Here is a 14,799-nt window from a genome sequence, read left to right as displayed (position 1 = left end):
ACATCAGCACTTCCATAGAGGTACGCATGAGTATCGCAATCCCGTCCAGCCTGGTTCAGAACGGGACCGGCATACCGGGTGTCTGCACCCGGCACGGTGAGCCAGTGGTCCTGCACCGGGCGGTCAAGTTCATCTCCAAGCCGCCCGGCTGGTCGTACCTCCTGATCATCATCGGTTTTCTGCCCTTCATCATCGTGACCTCGCTGCTGCGCAAGGAGGTGCAGGCCACGGCCTGGCCGTTCTGCGCGAAGTGCGTGGAAACGCACAAGAACCGGATGATCGTCGGCTGGGTTCTGATGGCGGCCCTGCCGTTGAGCGTCGCGATCGGCTGGAACATGGGCGAGGCCGGCGTGACGGTCATCTTCATCGCACTCCTCCCCTTCATCATCGGCTTCGCCCTGGCCAACCGCGGCTCGTACCGCCTGTTGCCCTGGGGCTTCACGTCACAGGACGGCTCCACCGTCGGTTTCCCGAAGGCCCATCCCGGCTTCGTCGACGCCGCCCAGGCCGCCTACGCCCACGCCGCGCAGCAGTACGCCGCCTGGCAGGCCGCCCAGCAGCAGCAGCAGTCGCCGTACCAGGCGCCGTACTCCCAGTAGGCCCTCCGCCCCGGGACCTCCGGCACTGCACCGACACCGAGTGCCGGAGGTATCACGGAAAGTGCGGGCGGGACAGCCCCGCCGGCCGACGAGGGCGAGGTACGACGATGTCCCGCTACGTGTTCGACTTCTCCGACGGCAACAAGGACCTCAAGGACCTCCTCGGCGGCAAGGGCGCCAACCTGGCCGAGATGACCAGGATGGGCCTACCGGTGCCGCCGGGATTCACCATCACCACCGACGCCTGCCGGGAATACCTGCACACCGGCACGCTGCCGAGCGGTCTGCTGCGCGAGGTCGAGGACCACCTGCGCCTGGTCGAGGCGCGGCTGGGCAAACGGCTCGGCGACATCCACGAACCGCTGCTGCTGTCGGTGCGCTCCGGTGGGCCGTTCTCCATGCCGGGCATGATGGAGACGATCCTGGACATCGGCCTCAACGACACCACGGTTCTCGCCCTGGCCGCCCGCAGCGGCGACGAGCGGTTCGCCTGGGACTCCTACCGGCGGCTCATCCAGATGTTCGGGCGGACGGTGTACGGCGTACCGGCGGAACTGTTCGAAGCCGGGCCGGGCGACACGGCCGCCCTCCGTGACCTGGTCGCCACCTATCAGAAGGTCTTCGCCGAGTACACCGGCCGGGACTTCCCGCAGTCGCCCCGCGAGCAGCTCTACGGCGCGATCACCGCGGTCTTCCAGTCGTGGAACGCCGACCGGGCGGTGCTCTACCGCCGGCAGGAACGCATCCCGCACGACCTGGGCACCGCCGTCAACGTGCAGGCCATGGTGTTCGGCAACCGCGGCCCGCGCTCCGGAAGCGGCGTCGCCTTCACCCGCGACCCGGCCACCGGACGGCGCGGCGCCTACGGCGACTACCTGCCCGACGCGCAGGGCGAGGACGTGGTCGCCGGGATCCGCAACACCCTGACCCTGGCCGACCTGTCCCGCATCGACCCGGCCTCACACGTCAAGCTGCTGTCCATCATGGAGAAGCTGGAGCAGCGGTTCCGCGACCTGTGCGACATCGAGTTCACCATCGAGGACGGTGACCTCTGGATGCTGCAGACCCGGGTCGGCAAACGCACCCCGGCCGCCGCGTTCGTGATCGCCGCCCAGCTCGTCGACGAGGGCACCATCACCCTCGACGAGGCGATCAGCCGGGTCACCGGCGACCAGCTCGCCCACCTGATGTTCCCCGCCTTCGACCTCGACGCCGCACCCGAACCCCTCACCACCGCGGTCGCCGCCTCACCCGGCGCCGCGTCCGGGGCGATCGTGTTCGACTCCACGGCGGCCACGGCAGCCGACGGTCCGGTGATCCTGGTCCGGCACGAGACCAACCCCGACGACCTGCCCGGCATGATCGCCGCCCAGGGCATCCTGACCAGCCGGGGCGGCAAGACCTCACACGCCGCGGTGGTCGCCCGCGGAATGGGCAAGACCTGCGTCTGCGGCGCCGAACAGGCCGTCGTCGACCCGGTCGCCGAGACCCTCACCGTCGGCACGACAGTGCTGCACGCCGGGGACGTGATCTCGATCGACGGCACCACCGGGCACGTGTACGCCGGCGCCGTGCCGGTGCGGTCGTCATCGGTGGTCCGCTTCTTCGAGGGCGAACTGTCGCCGCTCGGCGACCCGCTGCTGGCCGCCGTGCAGCGGCTGATGACCCACGCCGGGCACGTGGCCCGCCTCGCCGTGCACGCCAACGCGGACACCGCGGCCGACGCACGCCGGGCCCGGCGGTTCGGCGCCACCGGGATCGGCCTGTGCCGTACCGAGCACATGTTCCTCGGCCCTCGCCGGGAACTGGTGGAACACCTGATCCTGGGAGACCACGAATCCGCGCTGGCCGAACTGCTGCCGCTGCAACGCGACGACTTCACCGCCCTGCTGCGGGAGATGGACGGGCTGCCGGTCACCATCCGGCTGATCGACCCGCCGCTGCACGAGTTCCTGCCGTCGCTGGAGGACCTGACCGCTCGGGTCGCCGCAGCACAGGCGGTCGGCCGCGATCCCGGCCTCGACGGGCTGCTGCTCGCGGCGGTGCGGCGCATGCACGAACAGAACCCGATGCTCGGCCTGCGCGGCGTGCGTCTCGGCCTGGTCGTTCCCGGGCTGTTCGCGATGCAGGTGCGCGCGGTCGCGGAGGCCGCCGCGGCCCGGGTCGCCGCGGGCGGCGACCCGCGGCCCGAGATCATGGTTCCGCTGGTCGGGACGGTTCAAGAGCTCGATGTGGTACGGGCGGAGGCGCTCGAAGTCCTGTCCCGGGTCGAGGGTGCACCGCCGATCCCGATCGGCACCATGATCGAGGTGCCGCGGGCCGCGCTGACCGCCGGCGACATCGCGCACGCCGCCGACTTCTTCTCCTTCGGCACCAACGACCTCACCCAGATGACGTGGGGCTTCTCCCGCGACGACGTGGAGGGCGCGTTCTTCGGCCGCTACCTGGACCTGGGCGTCTTCACCGTCTCACCGTTCGAGTCCCTCGACACGACCGGAGTCGGCGAGTTGGTCCGGACCGCCGTCGAACGCGGCCGAGCCACCCGCCCCGACCTGCCCACCGGCGTGTGCGGCGAACACGGCGGAGACCCGGCCTCGATCCACTTCTTCCACGACGTCGGCCTCGACTACGTGTCCTGCTCCCCGTACCGCATCCCGATCGCCCGCCTGGAAGCCGGCCGAGCCGCAGTCACCCCTGCAACGCAGCCTAATGGGGCGGCATTCGGCCCGACGTCAACGTCATGATCATCGACTGAGCCGACCGGCCGACCACGTAGGGTCTTCTCATGCGCGACAGCCCCGCTCAGGTGTATGCCCTGGCTGAGGAGATCCGGCAGCGTTGCCTCGGCCGGCTGGACAGCCTGCTCAGCCCGGGCACTCAGGTATGGACCGCCGCCGCCGCGGAGGAACTCATCGAGCGTTTCGTGCACGCCCCCGACCTCAGCTCCAAGACGTTCCTCGAAAAGCTGCAGACCCAGCTGGCCGGTGCGAGCTCGCAGGCGATCCGGTTGATGGCTGAGCTCGCGGTGATCTATGAGCTGACGCCCGTGAACGTGGGGGTGCCCGCCAAGCGGCGGATGGTGGAAGGCGTTCTCGCTCTCTCCGGTGCGGCCGACCCGCTGCCGGACCGCGTCCTGGAGGCATTCACCGGCGGCGTCGCCAATCCTGGTACCTGGTATATGACCAGGCCCGATGTGCAGCTGACGTTCCTCATTCGCAGTGTTGTCGCGCTCACCGCTCTGACCGATGAGGACCGCGCCGGCGTGACCTCGGACCCGTGGCTGTTCCGGGACCTACTGGGCTCGGTGCCGTTGGGCAGCGGTTACAACCAACGCGCGGCGCTGCTGCATCTGATGTTCCCGGACACGTTCGAGTCCATCGTGGCGAGCCAGGATAGAGGTCGCATCCTGGACTTCTACGCCGAGCGTCTGACCACGCGGTCGGGTGACGACGACCGGGACATGCTTCTGCTGCGCGAAGCGCTCGCCGACGAAAACGGCGAACCCATACATTTCTACCGGCCGCCGTGGGACGGCTGGCGGACGACGAAGACGACGACCCCGGGGTGGCTCATCCGGGGCGCCAAGGTCCACGGTGTCGACCTGACCTCCCGGTGGCTCGACGACGGGTACTGTTCCGTCGCGTTCCCGGAGGTCCCCTCGATCCCGGCCGGCACCTCGCACGCGAAGATCGTGGAGATCGTGGCGGGGGCCTTGCCCGATCTGAGCATCCAGGAGCGACGATCCACGGCTGTCGCCCTGGACCGCTTCCTGAACCGGATCAAGACCGGCCATGTGGTGGTGACCGTCCACGGCGGTGACGTCTATGCCGGACGTATCACCGGAGCGGCCGAATGGGTCGAGTCCCCGGATGCGCTGTCGAACCGGCGACGCAAGGTCGACTGGCTCAACGCCGACCGACCGATCGCTCGTGCCGACCTGTCCGCAGGCGCCCAAGGCAAGCTGAGCGGCCAGAATGCCATCAGCGACCTCGGACTGTACGCGGAGGAGATCCTCGAGCTCGCCACGGTGGAGGAGACCACCCATGCCGGTGAGGCCGAGGTCCCGGCGTCGGCGTTGACCAGTCCCGTCGCGCTGGAACTCCCGGATCCGACGAAAGCGCTCGCCGACCGTCTCTTCCTGCCACTGGACTGGCTTCGTGAGGTCATCGATCTTCTTCGCGAGAAGCGGCAGGTCGTCCTCTACGGGCCGCCAGGGACCGGCAAGACGTTCATCGCACAGGCCATCGCCGCGTTCCTCACCGAGACGGCCGGCGGCGAGCAGCGTCTCATCCAGTTTCATCCGTCGTACGCGTACGAGGACTTCTTCGAGGGATTCCGGCCGCGGCCCGGTGAGACCCCCGGTTCCCTTGTGTTCGACCTCGTACCCGGTCCGCTGCGGCGCATGGCGAAGCTCGCGGATGAGGACCCGACTCGCCCGTACGTGCTGGTGATCGACGAGCTGAATCGTGCGAACCTCGCGAAGGTGTTCGGGGAGTTGTACTTCCTGCTGGAATACCGCACCCGGGCGGTCGGTCTGCAGTACTCGCCCGAGGAGGACTTCTCCCTGCCGGCGAATCTGCTGGTGATCGGCACGATGAACACCGCCGACCGGTCGATCGCGCTCGTCGATCAGGCGATGCGCCGCCGGTTCGACTTCGTCCCCCTGTTCCCGGGTCAAACCCCGCTCACGACGATGCTGCGTGACTGGCTCGCCGCCAATGCGATCCCGGCGACCGCCGCTGACCTGCTCGACACGCTGAACAGCAGACTTGGCGATCCGGAGAGCGCTGTCGGGCCGTCGTACTTCATGAGCGAACGAGCCCGCACCGACGCCGGCCTCGAACGGATCTGGCGAACCGCGATCATCCCGTTACTGGAGGAGCGATTCGCCGGTAGCGGCGTCGACGTCCACGCCGAATATGCCCTCGCATCCCTGCTCGACCAGCTCAAGAAGGCCAGGGGCGGTAGCACTTCGGCATCGTCTACCGGCCCCGCTCCAGAGGAGGGCCAGGTCCTGTCCGGCAGCGACATCGGATCGCCGACTGCGGATCGGATATGAGGCGATTAGCTGTCGGCGAGTATCAACGGATGGCGTTTCCGGCTCTGCCGGCGACGGCTGCCCGCGCGCTGCACAGCACCGGCGCCGTTCAGGTCAGCAGTACCATCGGCGGCGGTGACACGGTTCTGCAAGCCCGCAGCATCGTCGGCGCGGTCCGTGTCGGAAGTGGTGATGACGCCGTCGAGCTGCACGTCCGGCCCAAGATCGGGGTGTCTCGCCTGCTCTGGCTACTGGGCCACGCCAGGGATCAGTCGGGGTGGCGTGAAGACGACGTCGAAGCCGGGACGGCCACCGGCGTCGTCGCCGCGATGGCGACGATGTTCCTGGCCCGCTGCCGGCGCGCGTTGGCCGCCGGAATCCTGCACGGCTACCAGGAACGTGACGAGACCCTGCCCGGGCTGCGCGGCCGATTGCGCGAAGCGGATCAAATGCGGGCCCGGCCCGGCATCCCGTTGCCGCTGGAAGTCCGCTACGACGACTACACCATCGACATACCCGAGAACCGGCTGCTGCGGACCGCCGCGTCGCGGCTGCTCACGGTCGACGGCCTTGCTCCGGCCGTACGGCTGGCTCTGACCCGGACGGTCCGGGATCTCGCCGACGCGTCGCTACTCATTCCCGGGGCACCGCTGCCGGCGATCATTATTAGCCGACTCAACCGCAGGTATGAGCCGGCGCTGCATCTCGCCCGGATGATCCTGCAACGCACCAGCGTCGAGGACAGCTCCGGGGCGAGCAGCGCCAACGGTTTCCTGTTCGACATGAACCGTGTCTACGAAGACTGGCTGTCCCAAGGGTTGATCTCCGCGTTGGAGGCGATCGGCGGTCGAGGACGGCGGCAACAGCCGCTCGCGCTGGACCATGGCGGCCGTGTCACCATGCAGACCGACATCACCTGGTGGTCCGGGCCCACCTGCCTGGCCGTCGTGGACGCGAAGTACAAACGGCTCCCGGCAGCCGGGCCTCGCCCCGAGGATCTGTACCAGGTCCTCGCCTACTGCACGGCGCTCGGCCTGCGTTCGGGGCATCTCGTGTATGCCGCGGGAACACCGGCACCCGCCATCGTCGTCCGGAATGCGGGCGTCCGACTTCACTCCCACGTCGTCTCGCTCGCCGATTCACCGGATCGCATTCTCGGCACCATCGACACGATCGCCGCGAAGATCGCGGCCGGCACGGACGCCGACGGTCAGCCCTTCCCTATGATCGGGTCGTGATCGACTGGGGCCGGCTTGCGGCTGACGACTTCCCCGTCCCCGACAGCGTCGGGCCGGCACTCACGCAACTGTGCACGATGCTGACCTCGGCCGACCCGACGGTGCGGGATCAGCAGGCGTACACGATCCTGTCCACATGGGTCCGCCGGGGAGACCTCGACGACCATCTCGCTGATCTCGGTGGCGACCTGACCGCCATGTTCGGTCACACCCAAGTCCAAGCCCGCGCGTTCGCGCCATTGGTCCTGGCCGCCGTCGTGGACCGGGACTCCGTCATCGGAGTCGTCGACCCGGACCGGTTGCGCGGTTGGCGAGACGAGTTCGTGGCGTGGTGGATCGCGGAAGCCGATATCCGCGGGTGGGACGAGCGACTCGGCTGGCTGCACGCCATCGCCCACGGCGCCGACCTCGCCGGAGCGCTCGGGTCCTCGCCGCGGTTGACCGGCGGTGAGCTCGCCGACCTGCTCACGGTTGTCGCCCGCCGGATGACCGCGCTCACCGACTACCGGTACGCGCAGATGGAGGAGGACCGGCTCGCCAGGGCGATCGTCGCGATCCTGATGCGGGAACGCCTCGACGCCGCATCGGCCACCGGCTGGCTGCACGTCGTGGACGAACTCTTCGCCGGCGGTGGCCCGGGCCCGCTGCCGGTTCCCGTGGCGAACACCCTGGCGGTACTCCGTGCCGGATACGTGATGGTGGACCGTCACGACCTGCCACACCGGACAGTCGTCACCGATGGGATGGCGCAACGCCTGCACTACGCCTTCGCGGCCTATCCGTTGGTGCGCAAGCAGGTGTGAACAGGCGGGACGGCTTCACACCAGCCGCGGTTTGACGGCGAGCCACGCGCGAAGCCGGTCGGCCAGATCCTGATCGTCGAGGTCGGGCAGGTGCGGTTCGGCGGCGTTGAGGAGACCCCTGGCGTGCCGCGAATCGCGCATCTCCTGGATCTGCAGGGTCGCTAGATCCTGCGGGCTGTCCAGGACGGCGACCTTGTCGAGGGCGACGGGGATGGCATCCAGGCACGCCCGGACCACGGCGTCCGCAGTCGGCAAGCTCGACGCCGGCATTCCGGCGTCGCGCATCTGCGCCACGTAGTACGCCGTCCGCTCCGCGGCCTCACGTTCGCCGAGTCCGGAACGGCCTGCTTCGGCCAGCAGCCAAATCGTCAACCGGGTCCATTCCGGTCGCTCCGCCGGTCGATCGTCCCACCGCGCCTCGACCAGCAGCAGTAGGTGCAGCCACCAGTTCGCCTCCGGGAGTGCGGGCTGATGTTGGTCGAGCCAGCGCCGACGGGCGTCCTCCGGCGACACCAGCAGCCGGTCGAGCTCCGCGTAGGTGACCACTTCGTCTCGCACCCGGCCAACAGTGACGCCACCCGCGGCGAGAATCAAGAACGGCCGCACGGGAAGGTGATCTACCGGTCGGCGGTAGCGCTGCGCAGGGTCCGTGGGGAGACGCCGCGGACGCGTTTGAAGGCGGCGCTCAGGGCGAACGGGCCGGCGTACCCCACGTCGCGGGCGATCGTCTCCAGCGTGGCGTCGGTGCGGACCAGCATGTCGGCGGCGCAGGACAGGCGCCACTCGGTCAGGTACGTCATCGGCGGTACGCCCACCAGCTCGGTGAATCGGCGGGCCAGCGCCGCGCGGGAGCAGCTCGCCTCGGCGGCCAGCGACGCCACCGTCCAGGGCTGGTCCGGCCGGGCGTGAATACGGGTCAGCGCGGTGCCGACGATCGGATCGTCCTGGGCCGAGTACCAGCGTGGCGGGTGCGCGTCGGGCCGGGACAGCCAGGTGCGCACCGCGGTGATCAGGATCAGGTCGAGCAGCCGGTCGAGCACGACGTCCTGGCCCGGGGCGTCCCGATCGACCTCCCGGATGACATGCTCGATCAGCCCGGAATCCCACTCGCCGGGCCGCAGCACGACCAGCTCGGGCAACGCCGACAGCAGCGACCGGCTGATCTCCGCCGGCGAATGGTACGTCCCGGTGAGCAGCATGGTCGCGCCGTCCGGGTCGTTGCCCCAGGACCGTAGCCCGAGCGGCCCCATCGGCCGGGCGCCGACCACGCCCGCGATCGGCCGGCAGACCTGGTCCGGCCCGATCGTGACCTGCGGCGCGGTGCTCTTCGAATCAGCCACGGTGTACGGCTCGGAGCGCCGCACCACCGCCACATCCCCCGGGACGATGGTGGCCGTGGTCGTACCCATGTCGATGTGGACCGACCCCCGGACCACCGCCACCAGGGTCAGCGGAGCCTCGTCCGCGATCCGGATCGACCACGGCGCGGACAGCAGCGACCGCAGGATGAACGCGCCCCGCGCCCGCGGATCGAGCAGACCACCGACCGGATCCATCGGCCAAGCGTAGACGCTCGCGTATGCGTCAGGGCGTCTGCCGCATGGATCGACTCACCGGTCTGCGATGACATGGAGACATGACTCGTCTCTGGGATGTCCTCACCGCAACCACCGTCGTCGGGAGCGGCCTGCTCGCCGGCGTGTTCTTCGCGTTCTCCGCGTTCGTGATGAGCGGCCTGCGCCGATTGCCGGACCAGGCCGGCGCGGCCGCGATGCGCTCCCTCAACGTCACCGCGCAGCGCCCGCCGCTGATGATCGCACTGTTCGGGGTCACCGCGCTGTGCGTCGTGGTGATCGTCCGGGCGGTCGCCACCTGGCCCGGGCCGGGCGCCGGATGGTCGCTGACCGGCGCGGCCCTGACCATCATCGGAGCGTTCGGCGTCACCGCGGTGGTCAACGTGCCGCTGAACAACCGTCTGGACGCCGACACGATCCCCTGGTCGCAGTACCTGGCCGCCTGGGACCCGGCCAACCACGCCCGCACGATCCTCTGCCTGGCCGGCTGCGCGCTCCTGCTGGTCGGCATGCTCAACCGGCAGTGACCCCATCCGGGGCATGCGGGATGCTGGGGATGTGGAGTACGTGTCCCGAGTGCCGCGACCGCCGCTGGACGGGCTGATCGACGACCTCTACTACCTGGCGGGCGCGCCGCCGTACGCCCGGCTGATCTTGCCGCCGCCCGCGGCGCTGCTCATCGTCAACCTCGGGGCGCCGTTCCGGATCCGCGGTGGTGCCGACCCCGCGGCGGCCGACTTCGCGGACGGCTGTGTGGTCACCATGCCCACCCGCGCGTGGGAGTTCGGCTATCCGCCGTGGACCCGGTCGGTCGGTGTGCACTTCAAGCCGTGGGGGGTGGCTCCGTTCCTGCCGATGCCCGCGGCCGAGCTGTGTGACCGGCCGGTGACGGTGGAGCAGGTGTGGGGCCGGGCGGCCGTCGCCGAGCTGCGGGACCGGCTGGCCACCGCCGACGAACCGCGGGCCATGCTGGCGCTACTGGAGGAGGAGCTGATCCGGCGGCTGGGCGAGACCGCCGGTCTGGGGTTGGTCCGCCACACGAGCGGGGTGATCGCGGCGGCCGGCGGGGCGGTGGCGATCGGCGACCTGAGCGTGGCCGCCGGGGTCAGCGGCACCCATCTGGCCCGGCGGTTCAAGGACCTCGTCGGTGTCACCCCGAAACGTCTGGCCCGGACCCACCGGTTCGCCGCCACCATGTTCGCTCTCGACCCGGCCGCGCCGATCGACTGGAGTGAGCTGGCCGGACGCGCGGGCTACTTCGACCAGGCCCATTTCGGTCACGAGTTCCGGGCGTTCACCGGGCTCACGCCGACCCGGTACGTCGAGGTCCGGCGGCGTTTCCAGCGCGAACATCCCGGCCACGTGCTGGACAACTGGCCGCTGCCGGCCGATTGATTTCTTACAAGACCGGCGGTTCGCGGCGGGCTAGTTTGAGGGTGTCGCAGAGCAGAGGAGAGCCCCGTGGGCAAGGTGGTCATGTACGCCTCGGTGTCGGTGGACGGTTTCGTCGCGGACGAGAACGACCAGCCCGGGCCGCTGTTCGACTGGTTGACCGGCGGTGACGTTCCGTTGGACGACAGCGGCGTGGTGAAGGTGTCGCAGACGTCCTACGACTACATCCGGCCGTACTGGGACCGGATCGGGGTGACGATCTGCGGCCGACACGTCTTCGACCTGACCGACGGCTGGGACGGGACGCCGCCGAGTGGGGTCGCCCACGTGGTCGTCGTGACGCACCGGCCGGCACCGGAGGACTGGAACCCGCAGGCGCCGTTCCACTTCGTCGACGGTGTCAAGGCGGCCGTCGACAAGGCGCGGGAGCTGGCCGGTGACCGCCTGGTCGAGGTCGCCGCCGGTGACGTGGGTGGCCAGGTGCTCGCCGCCGGTCTGGTCGACGAGGTGCGCATGGATGTCGTGCCGGTGGTGTTCGGGTCCGGCAAGCGCTTCTTCGGGTCGGTCGACGCGCAGCACCTGCTGGCCGATCCGGACGTGGTGATCCCCGGCGACCGGGTGCTTCACCTGCGCTATCCGGTACACCCCGCCGGTCACGAGGCGTAGATCGAATACTTGGCGGTCCAGCGGTTCGACGTGCCGAACGTCGCCGGCCACGTGCCGAACGTCGTCGCCGCACTCCAGGCGCCCTGGCCGGCCGTACCCGTATCGAAGCTCATGTTGTTGTCGCCGTTGGTGTTGTACATGAGCCAGTAGGCGGTGTTCGGGGCGAGGGTGGCCGTGATCGGGCGGCTGTTCCAGGCGTTCGCGGTCAACGTGCCGGACGTGGTCGAGGCGACCAGGGCGCCCGGCGAGCCGTTCGTGTCGGCGTAGACGGCCAACTGGTACTGGTTGGCCGGGGCGGCCTGCACGGACGTCATGTGGACGGAGATCTGGCTGATCGTCAGCGCGGTCGCACCGTTGACGAACCGGGAACCGTTCATGTAATTCATGTCGCCGACGTCCTGCAACGTGCCCACCTGGTCGAACCCGAACCGTGGCGCGCTCGCTCCGGCCGTGGTGAACCCGAACTGGTGGTCGGCGGCCGGCGCGTTCCCGGCCACATCGGTCACGCCGGTACGGACGGTCACCGTGTAGGCGGTCGACGCGGCCAGCGCCGCCGACGGCGTGATCGTGGCCGCCTGGTTGACCGCGTCGTAGGCGACCGTGCGGTTGACCAGCGTGCCGCCCGGGCCACGCAGCTCCAGGTTGGCCGGGGTCACCGTGCCCGCGGCCAGGGCCTCACTGAACCGGACGGTGATCGGTGCGGTGGTGGACACCCCGGTGGCGCCGCCTGCCGGGACCGTCGAGGTGACCGCCGGTGGGGTGGTGTCCGCGCCGGTGGTCGCGTAGAGGGAGAACTTCGCGTTCCAGCGGCTCGACGTGCCGAACGTCGCCGGCCACGTGCCGAACGTCGTCGCCGCACTCCAGGCACCCTGGCCGGACGCACCGGAATCGAAGCTCATGTTGTTGTCGCCGTTGGTGTTGAACATCAGCCAGTAGGCCGTGTTCGCCGTCAGGGTCGCGGTGATCGGCCTGGTGTTCCAGGTGCCGCCGGTGAGCGTGCCGGTGGTGCTGGTGGCGATCCGGGCGCCCGGCGAACCGTTCGTGTCGGCGTAGACGGCCAGCTGGTACTGGTTGTTCGGGGCGGCCTGGGCGGTCCGCATGTACACCGACATCGACGTGATGGTGGCCGGGTCGGCGCCGGTGACGAAGCGGGAGCCGTTCATGTGGTTCATGTCGCCGGTGTCCACCGAAGCGCCGACCCCGGTGTGGCCGATCTGCTGCGACACCGGCGCGGACGTGTAGGTCGCGGTGTAGGTGGTCGCCGCGGTCGGCGCCGTGACGATGTGGGTGGCCGCGCCACCGTCGGACCACGAGCTGAACGTCGACGAACCCTGGGGCGACGGCGCGGACACCGAGTTCGTCGAGCCCTGGATGACCGTACGGGAGAAGGGTGTTGATCCGGATGTGGAACCGACGGTGAGTTGCAGACCGGCCGGAACCGTGTTGAACGTCAGGTCGACGGTCTTCGGGTCGAGGCGGCGGGTGACGGTGTGGGTCAGACCCTCCTGATCGGCCGCGACCAGTTTGAGCTCCAGATAGGACGGATACTCGTGGTCGGGTGCCTCGAAGGATCCGGACGCCGCACCGGTCCAGCTGCGGATCGCGTGCTCGTGACAGTTCTCCGGCGCCGAACAGTGGTGCATGACCAGGTCCCAGTTCAGCCGGGACGCGGGCAGCGCACCCTGCTGCGGATCGGTGGCGTGGCCGGTGAAGGCGATCGTGTCGCCGACCTTCCAGGTGGTGCCGACCGTCGGGGTGTCGATGATCGCGGTCGGCGCCTCGTTACCGGGCGTGATCGCGATCGTGCTGGTGTGGGTGGCGTTCAGGGTGTCGGTGACGGTCAGGCGGGCACTGTACGAACCGGCCGTGGTGTACGTGTACGTGGCGGTCGCCGCGGTCGAGTCGGTGACACCCTCACCGGTGAAGTCCCACGCGTACCGCAGCCGGCCCTCGTCGGCCGGGTCCGGGTCGGTCGAGCCGGCCCCGTTGAACGTCACGGTCAGCGGCGCCGGGCCCTGGGTCGGTGACGCGTCGATGACCGCGGTCGGCGGCTGATTGCCCGGGAAGTACCGCACCCGGCGGATGGTGCCGCCCAGGTCGACGTAGTACAGCTCCCCGCCGGGACCGACCTCGAGGTCGACCGGGCCGGCCGCGTCGGAGACGAAGGTCTGCAGGTTGGCCGGGTTCGGCAGGCCGCCCGGCGTGGACGGCAGCGAAGCCCAGATGCAGCGACGCGAGTAGTCGGCGAAGAACACCGCGCCGTGATAGGCGGCCGGGTAGGGACCACCCGCGGTCGGGTAGAACGCCACACCCGTCGACGACGAGCTGCCGGTCGGGCAGGCCTCGCCGGTGACCAGCTTGCTGGAGTGGTTCCAGGCGACGAACGGCGCCGTGTGCGTGCCGGCCGGGGCGGTGTAGAGGGTCTCGCAGATCGGCAGGTTGGCGCTGTCGTACCCGGATTGGCGCGCGTTGCCCTCCCAGCACGGCCAGCCGAAGTTGGTCACGCCCGCGGTGGCGTCGACCACCCGGTTGACCTCCTCCCAGGTGTTCCAGCCGGTGTCCGAGATCCACGCCTCGCTGGTGCCCGGCCGCATGGTGATCCGGTACGGGTTGCGCAGCCCGTTGGCGACGATCCGCCGGGTGTCGAGATCACTGGAACCGAGGTTCGGGTTGCCCGCGGCGGCCGCTCCGGTCGCCGGGTCGAGCCGCAGCAACGTACCGTCGAGCTGGGTCTCGTCGCCTGTCGTCCGGATGTCCTGAGCGCGCAGCGCACCACCCTCGCCGGCCGGATCGGTACACGGGTTGGTCGGCGCGCCGGACGGGAACTGGCCGTAGTCGACCGCGCTGAAACTCGCGCCGTCCCCGGCCGCGACATACAGCATGCCGTCGGCGCCGAACGCGATGTCGCCGATCGAGTGGCTGGGGAACTGCTGGCACCAGTCGTGCAGCAGCACCTGCTCGGTGCCGGTCATGGTGTCGCCGTCGGCGCGCAGCCGGGACAGCCGGCCGGTGACGATGCAGCGGCCGTCGTTGGCGTTGGCGCACACGTCGTTCCACACCGGGGCGGTCTGCCCGGGCGGCGCGTCGTAGGTGTAGAGCACGTAGATGTACGGGTCGGCCGGGAAGTTCGGGGCCAGTGTCATGCCGAGCAGGCCACGGTCCCACTGGTTGTGCACGTTGGCGGTCAGGTCGGCGAAGACGGTGGGGGTGGTGTCGGCGAGATCGTCGAAGATCTTGATCCGGCCACCCTTCTCGGCGACCACGACCCGGCCGTCGGCGGCGAACTCCAGATCGACGGGTGAGCTCAGTCCACTGAAGACGATCTGCTCCTGGAAACCGCTCGGCAGCGCGACAGCCGTCGCGGGCTGCGAGGCGACGAACGACGACATGGTGACCACGATCGCCAACGCGACGAATCCACCGAGCGCACGCCGAAGCACGGGCATTCCCCTCCCCCATACGCGGAACACCGGGCTCTTATATTCGTGA

The 14,799-nt window shown here is 69.6% G+C and carries 11 protein-coding genes; 8 read left to right on the top strand and 3 right to left on the bottom strand.

Features of this window, described 5'->3' with window-relative positions; genetic code table 11:
• Positions 1 to 26 precede the first annotated feature (26 nt).
• The 5 genes from Q0Z83_RS10755 to Q0Z83_RS10735 all read left to right on the top strand — a co-directional run bounded on the left by Q0Z83_RS10755 (position 27) and on the right by Q0Z83_RS10735 (position 7,678).
• Entirely contained in the window at positions 27 to 599 is a 573-nt protein-coding gene (locus Q0Z83_RS10755; RefSeq protein ID WP_317793707.1) for a hypothetical protein, read from the top strand.
• 107 nt (positions 600 to 706) lie between these two features.
• Positions 707 to 3,343: a pyruvate, phosphate dikinase gene (ppdK, locus tag Q0Z83_RS10750; protein ID WP_317793706.1), complete on the top strand. Its 2,637-nt coding sequence runs from the start codon at positions 707 to 709 to the stop codon at positions 3,341 to 3,343.
• Positions 3,344 to 3,384: 41 nt separating this feature from the next.
• A complete protein-coding gene (locus Q0Z83_RS10745; RefSeq protein WP_317793705.1) occupies positions 3,385 to 5,658 on the top strand; it encodes an McrB family protein in 2,274 nt (757 codons plus the stop codon).
• A 29-nt stretch (positions 5,659 to 5,687) separates the two neighbouring features.
• Positions 5,688 to 6,875, top strand: a complete 1,188-nt coding sequence (locus Q0Z83_RS10740; RefSeq protein ID WP_317793704.1) for an McrC family protein — start codon at positions 5,688 to 5,690, stop codon at positions 6,873 to 6,875.
• Positions 6,872 to 7,678 carry a DUF2785 domain-containing protein gene (locus Q0Z83_RS10735; protein WP_317793703.1) on the top strand — a complete coding sequence of 269 codons (807 nt, stop codon included), beginning with the start codon at positions 6,872 to 6,874 and terminating at the stop codon, positions 7,676 to 7,678. The genes Q0Z83_RS10740 and Q0Z83_RS10735 overlap by 4 nt, the downstream gene beginning before the upstream one ends.
• Positions 7,679 to 7,693: 15 nt before the next feature.
• Here Q0Z83_RS10735 and Q0Z83_RS10730 read toward each other — a convergent pair whose 3' ends face one another.
• Both Q0Z83_RS10730 and Q0Z83_RS10725 read right to left on the bottom strand, forming a co-directional pair.
• A complete protein-coding gene (locus tag Q0Z83_RS10730; protein WP_317793702.1) occupies positions 7,694 to 8,236 on the bottom strand; it encodes a hypothetical protein in 543 nt (180 codons plus the stop codon).
• A 59-nt stretch (positions 8,237 to 8,295) separates the two neighbouring features.
• Positions 8,296 to 9,234, bottom strand: a complete 939-nt coding sequence (locus Q0Z83_RS10725; RefSeq protein ID WP_317793701.1) for an AraC family transcriptional regulator — start codon at positions 9,232 to 9,234, stop codon at positions 8,296 to 8,298.
• A gap of 80 nt (positions 9,235 to 9,314) precedes the next feature.
• Here Q0Z83_RS10725 and Q0Z83_RS10720 point away from each other — a divergent pair, with 80 nt between their 5' ends.
• The 3 genes from Q0Z83_RS10720 to Q0Z83_RS10710 all read left to right on the top strand — a co-directional run bounded on the left by Q0Z83_RS10720 (position 9,315) and on the right by Q0Z83_RS10710 (position 11,310).
• Complete coding sequence (locus tag Q0Z83_RS10720; protein WP_317793700.1) at positions 9,315 to 9,779, top strand: anthrone oxygenase family protein; 465 nt, start codon at positions 9,315 to 9,317, stop codon at positions 9,777 to 9,779.
• Between the two features lie 13 nt (positions 9,780 to 9,792).
• Complete coding sequence (locus Q0Z83_RS10715; RefSeq protein WP_317793699.1) at positions 9,793 to 10,647, top strand: helix-turn-helix domain-containing protein; 855 nt, start codon at positions 9,793 to 9,795, stop codon at positions 10,645 to 10,647.
• Between the two features lie 66 nt (positions 10,648 to 10,713).
• Positions 10,714 to 11,310 carry a dihydrofolate reductase family protein gene (locus Q0Z83_RS10710; protein ID WP_317793698.1) on the top strand — a complete coding sequence of 199 codons (597 nt, stop codon included), beginning with the start codon at positions 10,714 to 10,716 and terminating at the stop codon, positions 11,308 to 11,310.
• Here Q0Z83_RS10710 and Q0Z83_RS10705 read toward each other — a convergent pair.
• The gene (locus tag Q0Z83_RS10705; RefSeq protein WP_317793697.1) at positions 11,298 to 14,756 is read right to left on the bottom strand and encodes a PQQ-dependent sugar dehydrogenase; all 3,459 of its coding nucleotides are present in this window, start codon (positions 14,754 to 14,756) and stop codon (positions 11,298 to 11,300) included. The genes Q0Z83_RS10710 and Q0Z83_RS10705 overlap by 13 nt on opposite strands.
• Between the last annotated feature and the right edge of the window lie 43 nt (positions 14,757 to 14,799).

This window comes from Actinoplanes sichuanensis, assembly GCF_033097365.1.
Taxonomy (GTDB): domain Bacteria; phylum Actinomycetota; class Actinomycetes; order Mycobacteriales; family Micromonosporaceae; genus Actinoplanes; species Actinoplanes sichuanensis.
The sequence above is the reverse complement of the archived record's forward strand: the minus strand, read 5'-3'. Positions and strand labels throughout refer to the sequence as shown.

Bases quoted from the DNA above. Each gene is read 5' to 3' on its own strand.
- Q0Z83_RS10725 (WP_317793701.1), bottom strand. From the start codon at position 9,234: ATGGATCCGGTCGGTGGTCTGCTCGATCCGCGGGCGCGGGGCGCGTTC.
- Q0Z83_RS10755 (WP_317793707.1), top strand. From the start codon at position 27: ATGAGTATCGCAATCCCGTCCAGCCTGGTTCAGAACGGGACCGGCATA.
- Q0Z83_RS10715 (WP_317793699.1), top strand. From the start codon at position 9,793: ATGCGGGATGCTGGGGATGTGGAGTACGTGTCCCGAGTGCCGCGACCG.
- Q0Z83_RS10720 (WP_317793700.1), top strand. From the start codon at position 9,315: ATGACTCGTCTCTGGGATGTCCTCACCGCAACCACCGTCGTCGGGAGC.
- ppdK (WP_317793706.1), top strand. From the start codon at position 707: ATGTCCCGCTACGTGTTCGACTTCTCCGACGGCAACAAGGACCTCAAG.
- Q0Z83_RS10705 (WP_317793697.1), bottom strand. From the start codon at position 14,756: ATGCCCGTGCTTCGGCGTGCGCTCGGTGGATTCGTCGCGTTGGCGATC.
- Q0Z83_RS10740 (WP_317793704.1), top strand. From the start codon at position 5,688: ATGGCGTTTCCGGCTCTGCCGGCGACGGCTGCCCGCGCGCTGCACAGC.
- Q0Z83_RS10745 (WP_317793705.1), top strand. From the start codon at position 3,385: ATGCGCGACAGCCCCGCTCAGGTGTATGCCCTGGCTGAGGAGATCCGG.